General features: G+C 59.7%; 18 protein-coding genes, 1 tRNA gene and 1 pseudogene. 3 read left to right on the forward strand and 17 right to left on the reverse strand.

Annotation, left to right across the window (positions count from 1 at the left end; translation table 11 throughout):
* Positions 1 to 32: 32 nt before the first annotated feature.
* Positions 33 to 659: an isochorismatase family protein gene (locus tag HY067_13360; protein MBI3528944.1), complete on the reverse strand. Its 627-nt coding sequence runs from the start codon at positions 657 to 659 to the stop codon at positions 33 to 35.
* 221 nt (positions 660 to 880) lie between these two features.
* On the opposite strand from HY067_13360, the gene HY067_13365 reads away from it, so the two are divergent.
* On the forward strand, positions 881 to 1,843 hold the full coding sequence (locus tag HY067_13365) for a LysR family transcriptional regulator (GenBank protein MBI3528945.1): 963 nt from the start codon (positions 881 to 883) through the stop codon (positions 1,841 to 1,843).
* A gap of 373 nt (positions 1,844 to 2,216) precedes the next feature.
* Here the strand turns inward: HY067_13365 and HY067_13370 are convergent, their stop codons facing one another.
* The 9 genes from HY067_13370 to glyQ all read right to left on the reverse strand — a co-directional run bounded on the left by HY067_13370 (position 2,217) and on the right by glyQ (position 10,543).
* Entirely contained in the window at positions 2,217 to 3,122 is a 906-nt protein-coding gene (locus tag HY067_13370; GenBank protein ID MBI3528946.1) for a DMT family transporter, read from the reverse strand.
* 36 nt (positions 3,123 to 3,158) lie between these two features.
* A complete protein-coding gene (locus tag HY067_13375; protein MBI3528947.1) occupies positions 3,159 to 3,596 on the reverse strand; it encodes a DUF1178 family protein in 438 nt (145 codons plus the stop codon).
* A 214-nt stretch (positions 3,597 to 3,810) separates the two neighbouring features.
* Positions 3,811 to 5,055 carry a diaminopimelate decarboxylase gene (lysA, locus tag HY067_13380; protein ID MBI3528948.1) on the reverse strand — a complete coding sequence of 415 codons (1,245 nt, stop codon included), beginning with the start codon at positions 5,053 to 5,055 and terminating at the stop codon, positions 3,811 to 3,813.
* Entirely contained in the window at positions 5,052 to 5,195 is a 144-nt protein-coding gene (locus tag HY067_13385; protein ID MBI3528949.1) for a lipoprotein, read from the reverse strand. Before HY067_13385 ends, lysA begins: the two co-directional genes overlap by 4 nt.
* 66 nt (positions 5,196 to 5,261) lie before the next feature.
* Positions 5,262 to 5,888 (reverse strand): M48 family metallopeptidase, encoded by a 627-nt coding sequence (locus HY067_13390; protein ID MBI3528950.1) that lies wholly within the window; start codon positions 5,886 to 5,888, stop codon positions 5,262 to 5,264.
* Between the two features lie 113 nt (positions 5,889 to 6,001).
* Positions 6,002 to 6,730 (reverse strand): 1-acyl-sn-glycerol-3-phosphate acyltransferase, encoded by a 729-nt coding sequence (locus HY067_13395; GenBank protein ID MBI3528951.1) that lies wholly within the window; start codon positions 6,728 to 6,730, stop codon positions 6,002 to 6,004.
* Positions 6,727 to 7,260, reverse strand: a complete 534-nt coding sequence (gene gmhB / locus HY067_13400; GenBank protein ID MBI3528952.1) for a D-glycero-beta-D-manno-heptose 1,7-bisphosphate 7-phosphatase — start codon at positions 7,258 to 7,260, stop codon at positions 6,727 to 6,729. The genes HY067_13395 and gmhB overlap by 4 nt, the downstream gene beginning before the upstream one ends.
* A 101-nt stretch (positions 7,261 to 7,361) precedes the next feature.
* On the reverse strand, positions 7,362 to 9,596 hold the full coding sequence (locus HY067_13405) for a glycine--tRNA ligase subunit beta (GenBank protein MBI3528953.1): 2,235 nt from the start codon (positions 9,594 to 9,596) through the stop codon (positions 7,362 to 7,364).
* The gene (glyQ, locus tag HY067_13410) at positions 9,593 to 10,543 is read right to left on the reverse strand and encodes a glycine--tRNA ligase subunit alpha (GenBank protein ID MBI3528954.1); all 951 of its coding nucleotides are present in this window, start codon (positions 10,541 to 10,543) and stop codon (positions 9,593 to 9,595) included. Before glyQ ends, HY067_13405 begins: the two co-directional genes overlap by 4 nt.
* Before the next feature lie 91 nt (positions 10,544 to 10,634).
* Here glyQ and HY067_13415 point away from each other — a divergent pair, with 91 nt between their 5' ends.
* Positions 10,635 to 11,111 (forward strand): DsrE family protein, encoded by a 477-nt coding sequence (locus HY067_13415; protein ID MBI3528955.1) that lies wholly within the window; start codon positions 10,635 to 10,637, stop codon positions 11,109 to 11,111.
* A gap of 21 nt (positions 11,112 to 11,132) precedes the next feature.
* Here HY067_13415 and lnt read toward each other — a convergent pair whose 3' ends face one another.
* From lnt to HY067_13450, 7 genes are all read right to left on the reverse strand, one after another.
* Complete coding sequence (gene lnt, locus HY067_13420; GenBank protein ID MBI3528956.1) at positions 11,133 to 12,665, reverse strand: apolipoprotein N-acyltransferase; 1,533 nt, start codon at positions 12,663 to 12,665, stop codon at positions 11,133 to 11,135.
* Positions 12,666 to 12,693: 28 nt separating this feature from the next.
* A complete protein-coding gene (locus HY067_13425) occupies positions 12,694 to 13,530 on the reverse strand; it encodes a CBS domain-containing protein (protein ID MBI3528957.1) in 837 nt (278 codons plus the stop codon).
* A gap of 98 nt (positions 13,531 to 13,628) precedes the next feature.
* Positions 13,629 to 14,075: an rRNA maturation RNase YbeY gene (gene ybeY / locus HY067_13430; GenBank protein MBI3528958.1), complete on the reverse strand. Its 447-nt coding sequence runs from the start codon at positions 14,073 to 14,075 to the stop codon at positions 13,629 to 13,631.
* 29 nt (positions 14,076 to 14,104) lie between these two features.
* Entirely contained in the window at positions 14,105 to 15,064 is a 960-nt protein-coding gene (locus HY067_13435; GenBank protein ID MBI3528959.1) for a PhoH family protein, read from the reverse strand.
* The gene (gene miaB / locus HY067_13440) at positions 15,055 to 16,389 is read right to left on the reverse strand and encodes a tRNA (N6-isopentenyl adenosine(37)-C2)-methylthiotransferase MiaB (GenBank protein ID MBI3528960.1); all 1,335 of its coding nucleotides are present in this window, start codon (positions 16,387 to 16,389) and stop codon (positions 15,055 to 15,057) included. The genes HY067_13435 and miaB overlap by 10 nt, the downstream gene beginning before the upstream one ends.
* A 9-nt stretch (positions 16,390 to 16,398) precedes the next feature.
* Positions 16,399 to 16,722, reverse strand: a complete 324-nt coding sequence (locus HY067_13445) for a hypothetical protein (protein MBI3528961.1) — start codon at positions 16,720 to 16,722, stop codon at positions 16,399 to 16,401.
* A 143-nt stretch (positions 16,723 to 16,865) separates the two neighbouring features.
* A tRNA-Met gene (locus HY067_13450) sits at positions 16,866 to 16,942 on the reverse strand.
* A gap of 185 nt (positions 16,943 to 17,127) precedes the next feature.
* Between HY067_13450 and HY067_13455 the strand changes: the two are divergent.
* Positions 17,128 to 18,376: pseudogene (locus tag HY067_13455) on the forward strand (integrase).
* Positions 18,377 to 18,416 lie beyond the last annotated feature (40 nt).

Genomic DNA, 18,416 nt, shown 5'->3' on the forward strand with positions numbered 1-18,416 from the left:
GGGCGGCTGCATAGCGGCCCTCCAGCCATGACTCAGGTACGTGAGTAATATTGCCTCAGACCGAATACCAAGCTGCCGAATGGGATGTCGAGCGCGGTATAGACTGCCTCGGCCTCGGGTGCCGCGTTGTCAGCCAATATTTCAACGGCAACATTGGAGTAACCGACTGGAACGACGCCCGCTTGCTGCATGCGCAGGACTCCCATGTCTACCTGTGTGCGCGTGAAGCCCCCCGAGGCGTCGATCACGGCATAGCTCTCGAAGCCGTCGGCCAATGCCGCCATCGCCGGAAAGGCGAGACAAACGTCTGTGGAGATACCGGTCACCACCAGTTTCTTGCGGCCCGTCGCCTTAACCGCATCGACCACGCGCTTGTCATCCCAGGCGTTGACTGTAGTGCGCTCGATAGGCTTGATACCTCGCAATGCTTCTGTGAGCTCGGGGATGAGCGGTCCCCACATTTTCTCGGTCGTAGTGGTAACGATCACCGGCACCTTGAGCGCGAGCATCGATCGGGTCAGGCCGACGATGTTGTGTTTGAGGCTTAGGGTGTCGATGTCGCGCACGCCGGTATACAAGCCGATCTGGTGATCGACCAAGAGTAGTACAGCATTGTCACGTGTCAGCCGCTCGGGGCGGCGTGGGGTTGGTTGGCTCATGTCCGGGGCTCCTTTCGATTGGATAGATTCGGGGCTCGCCGCAGCCGCCCCGACAGTAGTCGTGGCAAAGGTCGCAAGGGCGATGGCCATACTGGATTGATTGAGAAATTCACGGCGATTCATCGCTCTCTCTCCCTGGCGCGTGTGACTAAAGATCTGGTTCATGTGGAGGACCGTGGGAGTAGGTTATTCTTGGGACATTGCCCGCACAATTAGGCAAAATGGAACTGATTGTCCCAAAAGGCGGAACGATGCCGGCCCCCCGAAAGAAGCGGCTGCTGGATTTGGACGATCTCTACTATTTCGTCCAAGCGGTAGAGAAGAAGGGCATCAGCGCTGCCGCACGTGCTCTCGACTTACCGAAATCAAGCGTCAGTCGCCATATCTTCGCCCTCGAGGCTGCCTTAGGGGCGCGCCTGATTCAGCGCACAACGCGCAGCTTTGCCGTGACCGACATCGGTGCGGAGTTCTACAGGCATGCGGTTGCTACGCTGATCGAGGCGGAGACGGCGCAGGACGTTGTCCGGCGGCGTACCGCCGAGCCAAGCGGGACTATCCGCTTCAGTTGTCCGGTCGCACTGGCGCAACTGGCCCTTGCCGATGTGATCGTGCAGTTCATGACGCTTCATCCCCAGGTTCGCATTGTTCAGCATGCGACCAATCGATTCGTCGATCCCGTGCAGGAGGGGTTTGATGTGTGCCTACGGGCGCATTCGACTCCGCTGCCCGCTTCCACCTTGATTCAGCGCCATCTCGTCGATATCCCCTGGCGCCTCTTCGCATCTCCCAGCTACCTGGCACGCAAAGGTACCCCCACCACGCCCGAGCAGCTGTCTCAACACGAGGGAATCGGCGTACGACATAGTGAGGAATCACACGTCTGGACGCTTGCCAGCGAGAAGCAGCCGCATCGAACGACTAGCGTGACTTACTCCCCGCGGCTACTGAGCGACGACATGGTCACGCTCAAAGTCGCTGCCTGTCAGGGACAAGGCATCGTGGCGCTACCTGGATATGTCGCGCGCAAGGAAGTCCAAAGCGGCGTGCTTATTCGCGTTTTGCCTGAATGGCATGCTGGCATTGCGACGGTGAGCATGTTGCTGCCGTCCCGCCGGGGCCTGCTGCCTTCGGTTCGAGCGTTCATGGACTTCTTCAGTGCACACGTGCCCCAAGCCGTGGCCTGATGCGGCTCGATAAACTTCGCTGCCGAGGTGGCAGTGCCACGAACAGAGGCTGTATTTTGCATTAGGTTTTATCGATTCCGGCGTTCGGGATCACTTCGTTGAGAGCTTGCGTGCGGCACGAGATAGAACGTCCGGTTTTGTGGTTGTGAGCGTCTGCTATGGAAACGTGCGAACGTCGCATGAGGGTCGGAATCTGCCTTTCGGACACTGCCTTTCCAGTCGAAACCTGACAACCGCACTTTCGACTGCGTAAATTTACTCTGGCATCTCGATTTTCTATTTCGCCTTCCTTCGTGTCTTAAGGTAAAACACTCAAGGGAACACTTGGAGCTGAAGCTGTCGTGGTGAGAATTTAATTCCTGCGGCGAAGCTTTCAGTTCTGGGCCTCACGGGATTTCTCATCACGGGCAGCCACGAAGATGCCAGCTAGCAACAGCACGAAACCGATCAACTGGAGCGGGGTGAACCCTTCGTCGAAGAAGAGCCACGCGAGGATCGCAGCGCCGACTGGTTCACCTAGTATCGCAATCGCGACAAAAGTTGCAGTGAGCCGTCGCAATGCCCAGTTGAAGGTGGTGTGTCCGATCAATTGGGGGCCGAGCGCAAGCGCAACCATGAATACCCATGCCGCCGCGGGCAGGGACATGAGCGATACGCCGGTCGCCATTGCTGCGGCCAGCAGCAGTAACGCGGCGGTCGAGTATGCGAGCCAGATATACGCAGTCAGCGATACACGAGCACGCAAGGCCCGTCCCACCAGCAGATAGCCGGATGCCGACATCGCGCCTGCGAGTGCCAGGACATTGCCGAGCATCGGCTCCGAGTCGAGGCTTGGGGCGCAGCTGGCGTCAGCGGCAAAGACAAGCACACTTCCGGCAAGCGTGAGCAGGATGCCTGCTACCGCCGCGCCGCCCGGGCGTTCGCGCAAAAGGATCGCCGATGCCAGCGCGACCCACAGCGGATTGGTCGTAACCAGCGCTGTGCTGCTGGCGACCGAAGTGTGTTCGAGGGAGGTGATCCACGTCCAGAAGTGCACGGCCAGCAGGGCGCCGGAAAGCATGCACAGGCCCAGTTCACGCCGGCGTAACCGACGCATTTCCCCGCCGGCGCGCAACCACGCGAATGGCGCCAGTACAAGTGCGGCAACCGTCAATCGAACCGCGGCAATGGCAAGAGAGGGGGCGCCCTCTGCGTGGGCGAAACGAATCAGGATAGCGGCGAACGAGACGACGACGACCCCGAAGCCGAGAACGAGGAAAGGCAGGACGCGGGCGGGCATGGCGCGTTATATCACGCCCGCCGGTGACTCAAGGATTCAGTGAAGCTTTTCCGGTAAAGCCGGCGTGCCGGGGATGGCCATTACGTCGATGCCTTCTTCCTTCAGTTCGCCGACTTCCTGACTGGAGGCCGTGCCGCGAATCGCCCGCTCCGGCGTTTCCTTGTAGAAAATTTTGCGCGCTTCCTCGGGGAAGCGGTGGCCGACATCCTCGGTGTTGCTCAGCACATGTTCGATGAATTTTTTCCTGAGTTCCTGGGCAGCGTTCGCAACGGATACCATTTGCGATTCGTCGGCCGGCTTGCTGCCGGAACGCGTATTGACATGGGGTGCCGACAGTTGGCGCGTGACTTCCACTGAGCCGCAGACCGGGCATGCGATATCGCCGGCTTTCGCCTGCAGGGCGAAGTCGTCCGCCGTACCGAACCACCCTTCGAACGGATGGTTGTTGTCGCACGCGAGATCGAAAACGATCATGTTATTCCTGGCCGCAAACAGGCGGCTGCATGAAGTTTAACATCCGTAACCGCAGCGTCTAAAAAGTTATGGAGGCGGCAAAAGATAGAGGCCGCGCTCGCCCGATAGTTCCGGCAACTATTGCCAGGTGCGGAGCATCACGCCCGCCAACGTCAAGTAGTTAAACGATCCGGCAGCCGGAATGGATGACCGGCAGTCGTATTTCGCATAACGCTCAGGACAGCGGGTGTTCTCCGGCGAACAATTGCTCGATATGCTCGCGTTCACGGATCAGATGCACATTGCCGCCATCCACCATGACCTCGGCGGCTCGCGGACGGCTGTTGTAGTTGGAACTCATGCTCATCGCGTAGGCGCCCGCCGACATGACTGCGAGCAGATCGCCTTCACGTACCGCGAGTTCGCGGTCGCGCGCCAGGAAATCCCCGGTTTCGCATACCGGCCCGACAATCTCGTAGCGTCTGGAGCCGGCGGTCGACGGCACGACCTGGCGAACTTCGTGGTAGGCGTCGTACAGCGCCGGGCGAATCAAGTCGTTCATTGCGGCATCGACCACGGCAAAGTTGCGTACATCGCCGTGCTTGAGATATTCGACGCGCGTGAGCAGCAAGCCGGCATTGCCGACCAGCGAGCGGCCGGGTTCGAGCAGGATTTCCTGCCGGCGTTCGCCGACGCAATCGAGCAGCGCCTTTACGTACGAATCGGGCGGCGGAGGTATCTCGTCGCGGTAGCGAATGCCCAGGCCGCCGCCGAGATCCAAGTGTTTCAACTCGATGCCCTCGGCCGCCAGCGTATCCACCAGTTCCAGCACCTTCATGAAGGCATCGATGAAAGGCGCCAGTTCGGTCAGTTGCGATCCGATGTGGCAGTCGATGCCAACGACTTTCAAACTACCCAGCGCATGGGCCTTGCGATAGATTCGCAGCGCCTCGCCGAAGGCGACACCGAATTTGTTCTCCTTCAGCCCCGTCGAGATATAGGGATGCGTTTTGGCGTCGACATCCGGGTTGACGCGGATGCTCACCGGCGCCCTCTTGTTCATCTCCCCCGCAACCTCGTTCAACCTCTCCAATTCGCTTTCCGATTCGACGTTGAAGCACATGACCCCTGCGGCGAGCGCCTGGCGCATGTCGTCGCGGGTCTTGCCCACGCCGGAGAAGACGGTCTTCGCCGGATCGCCGCCGGCTGCGATCACCCGCGCCAGTTCGCCGCCCGACACGATGTCGAAACCGCTGCCCAATCGCGCGAACAGATCCAGGATGGCGAGATTCGAATTGGCTTTCATCGCATAGCAGATCAGATGCGGACGTGTTCCGAAAGCCTGGTCATAACGGCGGAAAGCCTGCTCAAGCGCCGCGCGTGAATAGACAAAGCAAGGCGTGCCGAATTGAGCGCCGATCCGCGACAGCGCGACGCTTTCGACGAAGAGCTCGCCGTTGCGGAGGGAAAAGACGCTCACTTCTCGATGGTCCCTTCTTCGGTTTTTCTCGGTTCGTGCTTCTTCGGCTTGTCGTCGTCTTTGGGCAGGTAGAGCAGGCCTTTCTGGCCGCAAGCGGATACGAGGAAGGCGAGGGCGATCAGAATACAGAGACGGCGCATGGGGTGTTCCGGCAGAGACCTGAGTCTAGCATAGGGGTCCGTCGCGTTGACTACGCGGCAGGCCGCTCAGATATCCATGTAGTAAAGACCCATGCGGTTGAGTTCGGCGCAGGCCTCGCGATAGTGCGGACACACCGACGCGACCAGTTTCCAGAATCGCCGCGAGTGATTCATCTCGATCAGATGGGCCAGCTCGTGCACGACGACATAGTCGATCGTCGACTGCGCAGCCTGGATCAGCCGCCAGTTCAGCCGGACTTCGCGCTTTGCGTTGCAGCTGCCCCAGCGGGTCCGGGCACTGGAAAGGAAGAGGCGGGGTGCGGGCACGTCGAGCTTGGGTGAAAATTCGCCGATACGGCCGGAGAAATTCGATTGCGCATGGTGGCGGTACCACTTGACCACGGCGTCCTTGACCGAATCCTTGTGGGCCGGATCGGCCAGCGCGATATGCAGGCGATCTCCATCCCCCAAAGTCGCCAGCGTTGCGATTCTATCTGCCGTCAGATGCAGACTCAGGTCGCGGCCAAGATACCTGACCTTGTCGCCTTGTATCCAGGACTGGAAGCGAGCCGGCAATGCACTCCAGACATCCAGCTTCTTCAGCACCCATTCCTCGGCGTCGCGGATGACACCGACGATGCGTCGTTCGGAACTTCGCCAGGGTGCGCTGACCGTGAGTCCATATTCGTCCACGGTGAGTACGATGGTCCGACGCTGTTGGCTGCGCTTCAGGCGGTAGGCGACGTCGCGGTCGCGCAGCCGGATGCTTTTCGGCTCGGAGACCGCGGTGACCGGAAACAGGTCGCTTATGAGCGAGCGTTCCCGAGGCGGGCGACTTCGTTTTCTATCCAGTCTTCAGCTTTCCGGTTGAGAGCGTCCGGGGTCATTCCCGCCGGATGAATCACCGGGCCGATGCTCACGGTGATGGTCCCGGGATATTTTATGAAGGCATTTCTGCCCCAGACGGTTCCCGCATTATGCGCGATCGGCAAGACCGGCGTGTCGGTCTTGCAGGCCAGCCACGCGCCGCCAAGATGGTAGCGGCCGCGCTTTCCGGAGGCGATGCGCGTGCCTTCCGGAAATATGACGATCCACCATCCGTCGGACAACCGGCTCTTGCCCTGCTCCAGCGTTTGCTTGAGTGCGCGGGAGGCGGAACCGCGGTCGATCGCGATCGGGCTCATCATCGCCAGTCCCCAGCCGAAGAAGGGCACGCGCAACAACTCGCGCTTGAGAACCCAGACCTGCGGCGCCAGTATTATTTGATACGCCAGCGTTTCCCAGGCCGACTGATGCTTGGACAGGACGATGCATGGGCCCTGAGGCAGGTTATCGCGCCCGATCACGCAATAGCGCACGCCGCAAATTACCCGTGCCAGGCCGATGACGAGGTGCGACCACGCCGTGATGATGCGATAGCGCGTGATCGGCCTGAAGGGGAAAGTGAGCAGCGAGATGACGGCGAAGATCACCGTGATCACGAAGCGGAGGATTTCGTAAACGACCGAGCGCAGGAATGCCGCAACCACGTTCATGCAACGACGTGGCGTACCGCCTCGGCAAGATCGGCGAAAACCGGCGTGCCTTCAGGCAGCCCGCCGGCGGCCTTGGTCTTGGCGCCCTTGCCGGTCAGCACCAGCATCGGTTGGGCTCCAGCCGTGGCGGCGGCCTGCAGATCGCGCAGCGAATCGCCGACGCTGGGCACGCCCGCGAGATCGACGTGGAATCGCTGGGCGATGTCGATGAACATGCCCGGCTTCGGTTTGCGGCAATCGCAATTCGCATCCGCCGCGTGCGGACAGTAAAACAAGGCATCGATGCGTCCGCCCACTTGAGCGAGGACGCGGTACATCTTGTCGTTGATCGCGTTCAGCGCGCCCATGTCGAGCAGCCCGCGCCCGATGCCGGACTGGTTGGACGCGACAACGACACGGTAGCCGGCATGGTTGAGCTTCGCAATCGCCTCCAGGCTTCCCGGGATCGGCTTCCACTCGGTGGTGTTCTTGATGAACTGATCGCTGTCCTGGTTGATGACGCCGTCGCGATCGAGGATGACGAGTTTCATGGACAAGTGAACGGTAAACGGTGAACAGAGAACGGAAAAACCGATACAGTCTTTGTCATGATTGTACCGTTCCCCATTCACTGATCACTGTTCACGCCTTATCATGCGGCGAGCTTGGAGATGTCCGCGATGCGATTCATTTCCCGGCGCAGATCGGCTAGCAGCGCGAGGCGATTCTGGCGCACGGCGCTGTCGTCCACCATGACCATCACGGAATCGAAGAAAGCATCTACCGGAGCTTTCAGAACTGCAAATGTTTTCAGGTATCCGGTGTAGTCACCTTTCTGCAGCAGCGGCATTGCCTGACCGGAAGCGTGCTTTAGCGCGTCGAAGAGGTCGTGCTCGGCCTTTTCCTTCCCGGCGACCGGAGATTGACGGAACGTCTCCCCTTTGGCCTCGGCTTGCTTGAGGATATTGGCCACGCGCTTGTTTGCTGCGGCAAGGCTCTCTGCTTCCGGCAGGCCGGCGAAAGCGCGGACAGCCGCCAGGTGTTTGGGTACGTCCGCAAGTAAGTCAGGGCGAAGCGATACGACCGCGTCAATCTCTTGAGGGGTAAAGCCTTGGTCACGAAGCAGGCTCTTGAGTCGCTCGTAAACAAAGTCCGCCAGTTTCGAAATTGCGTCTTCAGATGGCCGAAAGGTCTCCGGGGCAATGAAGCGCAGTGGGAATGCCTGCGTAACCTCTACCCTGGATATTCTCTGTTCGCGTTCAGCATCACGGAACTTTGCCAACTGACTCGCGCTGTACGCAGTCACGGCATGCTCGATCAACCCATTCAGTCCAACACGAAGATCCTTCTCGATGACAATGCGAATCACGCCAAGCGCATGTCGGCGCAGTGCGAACGGATCCTTATCTCCGGTTGGCAACTGACCGATTCCGAACAGCCCGATCAGAGTGTCTAATTTGTCCGCCAATGCGATCACCAACCCGACATCATTGCGCGGCAGTTCATCTCCAGCGAAGCGCGGTTTGTAGTGATCTTCTATTGCAGTGGCGACGCGCGCGTCCTCGCCGTCCGCGAGCGCATAGTAACGACCCATGATGCCTTGGAGTTCCGGAAATTCGCCGACCATATTCGTAAGAAGATCTGCTTTCGCAAGATGTGCGGCGCGGTCGGCGAGTTCTGGGTCTGATCCGATATCTTGCGCAATGGCCCTGGCTATCATGCGCAAACTGTTAACACGATTAAGCTGACTTCCAATTTCCCTGTGGTACACGACAGAAGCGAGTCCCGCCACCCGATCTACCAGCTTCGTTTTCTTGTCAGTCTCGAAGAAAAAACGCGCGTCCGCGAGCCGCGGCCTGACCACACGCTGATTGCCCTCGACAATGTTCTTCGAGTTGGCGAGCCGCATGTTGGAGACGATGAGGAAGTTGTTGGTCAGCTTGCCGTTCGCATCGAACAGAGGGAAATACTTCTGGTTCTGGCGCATCGTGAGGATCAGGCATTCCTGCGGAACGCCGAGAAATTCTTCTTCGAACTCGCCGATATATACCGAGGGGTATTCGACCAGGGCGGTGACCTCGTCGAGCAGCGGCTTGTAATCGGCATCGGGGCCGAGGGAAGACTTGAGCGCTTCGGCTTTTTCGAAGAGTTGCCTGGCAACTTCGGTCCTGCGTTTGTCGAAATCGGCAATGACCCGACCTTCGTTCTCGAGCCTGGCTTCGTATTCATCCGCGCGGACGAGCGAAATATCCTTCATGCCCTGGAAGCGATGGCCATGTGTAACACATCCGGCTTCGAGGCCGAGCGTCGCTACGGCGAGCACCTTGTCGCCATGCATTGCGACCAGTCCGTGGGCCGGACGGACGAACTTCACCGTCGTTGCGCCGTCGGCAAGCTGATAGCTCATCACTTTGAGGATCGGCAGCTTCGCGATCGTGTCCTCGATCGATTTGGACAATGCCTGCTCGAGCGATTGCCCCACAGCCACGGTGCGCAGATAGACGCTGTAGGCCTTGCCGTCCGGCTTGATCGCCAGCGAATCCGTGCCGACTTTGGAATTGAGTGGCACATCGGCGAGTTTTTCACGGCCCATGCCCGCCAGCTTCTTGCGCAACGCATCGCTCCAGCTTCCGTCCTCCTTGCGCGAAATGGCGACCGGCATGAGTTTTTGTTCGACAGGGCAGTCGTATCCCTTGGGCAGGACGGATGAGATGTAAACCGCCAGGCGGCGCGGCGTGGCGAAAGCTTTCGACTTGGAAGTGGCGTCCAAGAGTCCGCTGCTCTTCAGACCCTCGACTATGCCTCCTGCAAAAGCGTCGCCCAGGCGCTTCAGCGCTTTCGGCGGCAGTTCTTCGGTGAACAATTCGACCAGAAGGTTGGCGCTCATGCGGCCGCCGCTTTTTCTTTCTCAGCCAGAGCCGCCTTCATCGCCGTGACGTCGACGCCGAGCTTCTGCAGTTGCTCGGACTTGCTCATCGGGAAGCCGTTGCGCAGCCGCGAATCGAAATAGGCCTGGGAGACGCTGCGCGCAAGATTGCGGATGCGGCCGATGTATGCCGCACGCTCGGTGACCGAAATTGCGCCGCGAGCATCCAGCAAATTGAACGTGTGGGCGGCCTTCAACACCATTTCGTAAGCGGGCAGCGCGAGCTGCGCCGCCATCAGCCGTTTGGCTTCCGCCTCGTAGTCGTTGAAATGCTGGAACAGTACGACCGTATTCGACTGCTCGAAGTTGTAAGTCGACTGCTCGACTTCGTTCTGGTGATAGACGTCGCGGTAGGTCAGTCCCGGTGTCCAGACCAGGTCGAACACGTTTTCCACGCCTTGCAGATACATAGCCAGGCGCTCGATGCCATAGGTGATCTCGCCGGTGATCGGCTTGCAGTCGAGCCCGCCGACTTGCTGGAAGTAGGTGAACTGCGTGACTTCCATGCCATCGAGCCAGACTTCCCAGCCGAGGCCCCACGCACCCAGCGTCGGATTCTCCCAGTCGTCCTCGACGAAGCGGATATCGTGCACTTGGGGGTCGATACCGAGTGCGCGCAGCGAATCCAGATAAAGGTCGATGATGTCGGGCGGCGAGGGTTTCAGCACGACCTGGAACTGATAGTAGTGCTGCATGCGGTTCGGATTTTCGCCGTAGCGTCCGTCCTTCGGACGGCGTGACGGTTGCACGTAGGCGGCGCGCCACGGTTCCGGTCCGATGGCCCGCAGAAACGTCGCGGTGTGCGAGGTCCCCGCGCCGACTTCCATGTCGTAGGGTTGCAGAATCGCGCAGCCGCGATCACCCCAATAGCGCTGCAGCGTTAGAATCACTTCCTGGAAGTTCAACATCAATGAATTCTGCAAAAAATTCAGGACTTGAGCGTCCCGAAGGAAAGTCTGAATTGTACTCAAAACCGCCTGCTTTAACGAGGATGAAGCAATGATGTTCCGACTGCTCGCACTGGTGTTCGCCCTGTGGTTACCCGCTGTCGCCGCGTCCGGGGATTCCTCCGCGCCATGGGGACAGGCGAAGACCGTGGAGAAAATCTACAGCAAGCAGAAAGTGGTGTACGACGTGTCGGTCAAGACCGTCGCGCAACTCGAAAACGTGCTGGATCGGGCCAGCTATCTTTCCGCGCTGAACGATGCCGATCCCTTCGACAGCAAGATCGTCATCGTGCTGCACGGGGACGAGATCGGTTTTTTTGCGACCCGGAATTACGCGAAGTACAAGGATCTGATGCTGCGCGCGCAAAGTCTTACAGTAGGCGGCATCATCGACATCCGCATGTGCAAGGTGGCCGCGCGCCGCCGCGGTTTCGAGCCGCCGGACATTCACGGTTTCGTCACCATGGTGCCGATGGCGGATGCGGAAATCATCGACCTGCAGAAGCAGGGCTTCGCCTACATGCAGTGACCGGACGAGGACGGCGCCCGCTCAGCGGGCGCGCACAACCCGGGCGGCGATCGGCGGGATCAGGAGCATTGCCAGCGCCAGCAAGAGGAACCCGGCATTGCCGAATACGATGTAAGGCGTGCTGCCCTGATAGCCACGCACTTCGCCACTGACCGTCGTCGTGGTGAATTCGGGAGCGGAGGCGACAATCCGCCCACGAGGATCGATGATCGCCGTTACGCCGGTGTTGGTCGCGCGCAGCATCGGACGGCCGGTTTCCAGCGCCCGCATCTGCGCGATCTGCAGGTGCTGCCGCGACGCTATCGTATCGCCCCACCAGGCGTCGTTGGTGAAGTTCGCCAGCATCGTGGCTTCCGGCAACTGACGGATGATTTCCTCACCGAACGCGTCTTCGTAGCAGATGTTTACCGCGACTTTCTGCCCGGCCACCTGCATCGGTTTCTGCACTTGCGCCCCGGGCGAAAAATCCGACATCGGGATGTGCAGCAGATTCATGATCCAGCCGAGGACCGGCCGCAGCGGAAAATAGTCGCCGAACGGAACCAGGTGGTGCTTGCGGTAGGTCTGCGCCGGTCCTGTCCCGATGCTCATGACGCTGTTGTAATAGTTTCCGGACGGGTCGAGTTCCGGAACGCCGTACAACATGTCTCCGCTGTTCCGGACGGCCCGGTCGGCGAGCGCCTTCAAATAGTCGGGCGGAATGTCGACATTGAGCATCGGCAGCGCGGTTTCAGGCAACACGATCAGTTTGCCGGGTGCGGAGCGCGCAAGTTCCAGATAGGTTTCCAGCGTGGTCAGTGCGCGCTCGGGCCGCCATTTCAATTCCTGTGGAATATCTCCCTGCAGCAGAGTCACGCTGGTCGGCTCGCCTGGCACGGGTTGTGTCCATTGATGGGTCTTCAGAGCGCCGCCCGCGATTACGAATATGCCGGCAACGCAAATGCCCGCAATAAAACCGGAAGACTGCTTGCCCGGTTCTGACGCAGAGCGACGACGGAAGAAGCCATCGATGGCGCTGGCTGCGGCACCGGCAACCGCCGCGGTGATCAGGGATACGCCGTAGACGCCCAGCAAGGGCGCATAGCCCGCGAGCGGGCTCGAGGGAACCTGCGAGTAGCCGATGGCGAGCCACGGAAAGCCGGAAAACATCCAGCTGCGCACCCATTCCGCAGCGGCCCACAGCGCGGGAAACAGCAGCATCAACCTGACCGGCGTGTTCGCGCGCGGGCGCAGCAGGATTGCGCAGACCAGCGCCGGATAACATGCCAGGATAAGACAGAACAGCAGGGTGAAAAATGCCGCGACGGGCATCGCCATGCCGCCGTAAACATGCAGGCTTACGTAAACCCAGCTCACGCCCGCGAGAAACAGTCCCGCGCCGAAAGCGAAGCCGACCGCTGCAGCCGCTCTGAACGTATGGCATCGCAGCGAGATCAACAGCAGCGCCGCCAGCGTGACGGGAGGGATGCAGTAGAACTGAAAGGGCGCGAAGCCGAGTACGGCCGTCGCGCCGAGCGCGAAGGGCGCGAGGAAAAGGCGAAGGAAAGTCAACAGACGGCCCGGACGGATGGCTGCGAAAAACTCAGGCCGCACTCTCCGTCCTGACTTTCTCGACCAGCAGCGCGTGCAACCTGCGGCTGTCGGCGCGCACGACTTTGATGTTCAGGTCGCCGATGCGGAACTGTTCGCCGCGCTTGGGCAGCCTGCCGAGGTGGGAAAGCACCAGCCCGCCGACGGTATCGAAATCCTCGTCGCTGAAATCGGTGCCGAAGGTCCTGTTGAAGTCGTCGATCTCCGTTTGTGCCTTGACGCGGAACTGGCCGTTGCGGTCGAGGATGATATTCGCCTCGGTCTCGTCGAAGTCGAATTCGTCCTCGATTTCGCCGACGATCTGCTCGAGCACGTCCTCGATCGTGACCAGGCCGGCGACGCCGCCATATTCGTCCACCACGATCGCAATGTGGTTGTGGTTGCTGCGGAAATCCTTGAGCAGGACGTTCAGACGCTTCGACTCGGGGATGAACACCGCCGGCCGCAGCCTGTCCCGCACATTGAATTCTTCGCCCGCGTAATAGCTCAGCAAATCCTTGGCGAGCAGAATGCCGATGACGTCATCCTTGTTTTCGCCGATGACGGGGAAACGCGAATGGCCGGTTTCGATGACCCACGGAATGAATTTTTCCGGCGTGTTGCCGATGTCGATCACATCCATCTGCGCGCGCGGAATCATGATGTCGCGCGCCTGCATCTCGGAAACCTGCATGACGCCTTCGATCATTGCCAGCGCGTCGGCATCCAGCAGATTGCGTTCGTAGGAACGCTGCAGTAACTCGATCAGTTGCTCGCGATCTTCCGGCTCGCGCATCAGCAGCGCGCCCAGCCGTTCGAGCAGTGATGGTTTATGCGGTTCGTCTTCCATGAATTAAAAGGGCGTAAACGATGAACAGTTAACAGTGAACCGCGAAATCGCAACGCCGCCAGGTTTTCACCGTTCGCTGTTCGCTATTCACCGCTCACTCAAGTCTTGTAGGGATCAGCATACCCGAGCTTTGCGACAATTTCTGCCTCCCGCGTTTCCATCACCCTGGCATCGTCGTTGTTTTCGTGGTCGTATCCCTGCAGATGCAGCATGCCGTGCACGACCAGATGCGCGTAGTGGGCTTCGATCGGCTTGTGCTGCGCGCGCGCCTCTTTCGCGATCACCGGTGCGCACAGAACGATGTCGCCGGACAGCGGCTCGATGTCGGGGTAGGCGAACGTCAAAACGTTGGTTGCATAATCCTTGCCGCGAAAATCGCGATTAAGGGCCCGGCCTTCCCTGCCGCCGACCAGCCTGAGCGTGATTTCCGCGCCGGTCAGCAAGGCCGCTTTCGCCCAGGACCTTAACCGCTGCCGCGACGGCAGGCGGTCGTTCGCAATTCCATACTGAACCGAAAGGGTGAGTACGGGCGGCGGCTTGCTCACGAGTTTGCGGTCTGCGCGCGACAATCGGATCAATCTGCCTGACGGATTTGGTGCTGTTCATAGGCCTGGACGATGCGCTGGACCAGCGGGTGACGGACTACATCGTCGGCAAGAAACTGGGTGAAGGCGATGCCGCGTACCTCTCCGAGGATCATGGCGGCTTCCACCAGGCCGCTTTTCTGGCTTTTCGCCAGATCGATCTGGGTCACGTCGCCGGTCACGACTGCCCGGCTGCCGAAGCCTATGCGCGTAAGAAACATCTTCATCTGTTCGGGCGTGGTGTTCTGCGCCTCGTCGAGAATGACGAAGGAATGGTTCAGCGTGCGGCCGCGCATGAACGCCAGAGGCGCAATTTCGATCGCGCCGCGCTCGAACAGTTTGCCGACTTTCTCGAAGCCCATCAGGTCGTAGAGCGCGTCGTAGAGCGGTCGCAGGTAAGGGTCGACTTTCTGCGCCAGATCCCCCGGCAGAAACCCGAGCCGCTCACCGGCTTCGACTGCCGGACGCACGAGCACGATGCGTTTCACCGCGTCGCGTTCGAAAGCATCGACGGCACAGGCGACGGCGAGGTAAGTCTTGCCGGTGCCCGCCGGGCCGATGCCGAAGGTAATGTCGTGTTCCCGGATCTGCCGGATGTACTGCACCTGTCGCGGTGTGCGGCCATGCAGATCGCGACGCCGTGTTTGCAGCACCAGTGCGTCGTTGCCAGAAGCCCGGGCGGCGGCGCCGGAGATTTCAATCAATCCGAGCTGGATTTCCTCCAGGCTCACGTTGCGGCCGGCTTGTTGATAGAAGCGCTGCAATGCTTCAGCCGCCAGCTGTGCCGGATCCGGCGCGCCGGAAATACTGAAATGTTCGCCCCGTCGCGCAATCGATACGTCCAATGCGCTCTCTATCTGCTTGAGGTTTTCGTCCAAGGCGCCGCACAAATTGGCGAGGCGCTGGTTGTCGACCGGAGTAAAAGAAAGTTCCAGGGGATTCAAACGGATTCTGTCAGCCGCGCTTCGCCACGCAACGTATGCGCCAACGCGGCAGTAATGTGCACGTCGATCAGATTGCCGATCAGACGGCTGGATCCGGAGAAGTTCACGACACGATTGTTGCTGGTGCGGCCGGCCAGTTCCCGGGGATTCTTGCGCGAAGCCCCTTCGATCAGAATGCGTTCGACGCTGCCGACCATGCGCTCGCTAATGGCCTTCGCGCTCGCGCCGAGCGCCGCCTGCAACCGCGCCAGCCGCGCCTGCTTGGTTACCAGCGGCACCTGCTCGGCGAAGTCCGCCGCCGGTGTGCCAGGGCGCGGGCTGTACATGAAACTATAGCTGTCGTCGAAGCCGACATCTTCGACCAGTTTCATGGTTTGCTCGAAGTCCTGTTCCGTCTCTCCCGGGAAACCGACGATGAAATCCGTTGCAATCGATACGCCCGGCCGTGCTGCGCGCAGTCGCCGGATGATGGACTTGTATTCCAGCGAGGTGTAGCCGCGCTTCATCGCCGACAGTATCCGGTCGGACCCCGATTGCACGGGAAGATGGACATGATCGACCAGTTGCGGCAGGCGCCGGTACGAGTCGATCAGGCGCTGGGTGAACTCCCGCGGGTGCGACGTCGTATACCGCAGCCGCTCGATGCCGGGCATCTCCGCGAGATACTCCAGCAGCAGTGCGAAATCCGCGGTCTCGCCGTCGCTCATCGTGCCACGATAGGCGTTCACGTTCTGACCCAACAGCGTGATTTCCTTCACGCCCTGGTCCGCGAGGCCCGCGATTTCCGTGAGCACATCGTCGAATGGCCGGGAGACTTCCTCGCCCCTGGTGTAGGGCACGACGCAAAAACTGCAATATTTGCTGCATCCTTCCATGATCGAGACGAAGGCGGTGCAGCCTTCGACTTTCGCCGGAGGCAGGGCATCGAACTTCTCGATTTCGGGAAAGGAGATATCGACCTGCGACCGGCCGCTGCGCCGCCGCGCTTCGATCAACTGCGGCAAGCGGTGCAGGGTCTGCGGACCGAACACCACATCGACGTAAGGTGCGCGGTCGACGATGACCGCTCCCTCCTGGCTGGCTACGCAGCCGCCGACGCCGATGATGAGATCCGGCCGCGCCCGCTTCAACGGACGCAGGCGACCAAGCGCGTGAAACACGCGCTCCTGTGCGTTTTCGCGCACCGAGCAGGTATTGAACAGGATGACATCGGCCTCGGCTGGGTCGTCGGTCTTTTCGAATGCTTCGGACGCATTCAGCACGTCAGCCATCTTGTCCGAGTCGTACTCGTTCATTTGGCAGCCGTAGGTGCGAATGTAGAGCTTTTTCATGCAGCGCGATTATCTGGACAACGGGAGCCTTGCGGCTTCTTCGCCGGTCAGCAACCATATTCTGGAAAGGTCGCCGCTCGTGTCGAGAATGTACATGACCGGCGCTGTCTGTACCTGCAGCGATGCCGGCATGATGATCAGATTCTGCTGGTTGAAGATGCGGCTGCCCGGTGACAGCCTGTAAACATTGTCTCCGATTTTCATCGACGGGTATTCGTAAGCTTTCAGGTCGCCACGCTTCGCCTGTTCCGGGAAAGTGCGTTCGGCAAGGGCCTGAGTTGCACCAGCCAGGACAAGAATGGCGGCGAAGCAGGCGAACTGAATTTTTCTCATGGACGTCACTCCGGAATACGCCGGCGGCTTGACGACGTCGGGCCGAACGAATGCTGGAAAGTGGTTGCACGCATTGTATCGCGCCGACAAAAAAGAGGGTTTGCATTGCCGCAAATCCCTCTTCTCTTCTGCCCGCGTTTGCGTGGTGGTGATAGGTGGACTTGAACCACCGACCCCAGCATTATGAGTGCTGTGCTCTAACCAACTGAGCTATATCACCGGAAGCTTGAATGTTCGTTCCTTGCGAGACTTTCCGCACCCCTGCAACAGGGTGCGGAAGATTACTGACGACCCCCCGCATTGTCAAGGCAGAGCCTCTTCCAATGGCATAGGAGGCTGAAACGGGGTCCGTATTTCCAACGGCATAGGAGGCTGAAATAAGGATTTTGGATCGATCATCTACCGATGGTGATCGATATGAACGAATCAAGGCTCGAGACGATCGAGCAAATCGCAAGGTACCGCCGACGTCGCCTTCTCGATTCCTACCGATGAATCCACTCTTCGCGCCTTTGTTACATCCGTGATCAGGCGATTGCGCTATTTCAGGTTAGCCAAGGGTCAGCGCGGGATTCTGTTTGCGTACATGCGGCGCTTGACGGGGTATTCGCGACAGCATCTATCCAGACTGATCGCGCAATATCGCGACACCCAGTCTCTCAAGCCGTTGGATCGGGCCAGCCGCACCAGCTTTGCCCGCCAATATGGCCCCGCGGACGTGGTGTTACTGGCGCAGACCGACAGCCTGCACGATACGCTCTCGGGCCCGGCGACCAAGGTGTTGTTGATCCGGGCCTTTGAGCATTTCGGCGATCACCGCTTTGCCCAGTTGTCTCAGATCTCGGTCTCGCATCTCTACAACCTGCGCAGAGCCGAGCTCTATCGAAAGCAGCGCGTGGCCTGGCAACGCACCCGACCATCGCCGGTGGCCATTGGCATTCGTAAAATGCCGGCCCCGCAGGGATTGCCCGGCTATATTCGCATTGATACCGTGCACCAGGGCGATCAGGACGGGATGAAGGGTGTCTACCCTATCAACGCCGTCGATATCGTCACCCAGTGGGAACTGGTGGCCTCGGTGGAACGCATTAGCGAAGCCTATCTGCTGCCCGTGATCGCACTGCTGCTCGACGGCTTCCCGTTCGACATTCGCGGCTTCCACTCGGGCTCAGGATCCGAGTACGTCAACCACGAAATCGCCAAACTTCTGGAGAAACTGCGCGTCGAATTCACCAAGTCGCGCCCGCGCCAAACCAACGATAACGCGCTAGCCGAATGCAAGAACGGCGCCGTCATCCGCAAGCTCATGGGATACAGCCACATCCCGCAAAAACATGCGACGGCCATCAATCGCTTCTATACCGAAACACTCAATTCCTACCTCAATTTCCACCGCCCTTGTTACTTCGCAGTGGACAAAATCGACGCCAAGGGAAAGATCCGAAAAACCTATCCGCGCGACCAGATCATGATGCCCTGGGAGCGACTGAAATCCATCCCGGATTACCAGACTTACCTCAAACCCGGCATCACTTCCCCGGCGCTCGAACACCAAGCCAACACCATGAGCGATAATGAAGCCGCAAAACAAGTCCAGCAGGCTCGAAAACTACTGTTCCAGTCCATAAACCGTCGATCCAAATCCGCCGCCTGACCTCGACAGTTTCAGCCTCATCTTACGATTAGAAAATACT

This window comes from Betaproteobacteria bacterium (assembly GCA_016194905.1).
Taxonomy (GTDB): Bacteria; Pseudomonadota; Gammaproteobacteria; order Burkholderiales; family JACQAP01; genus JACQAP01.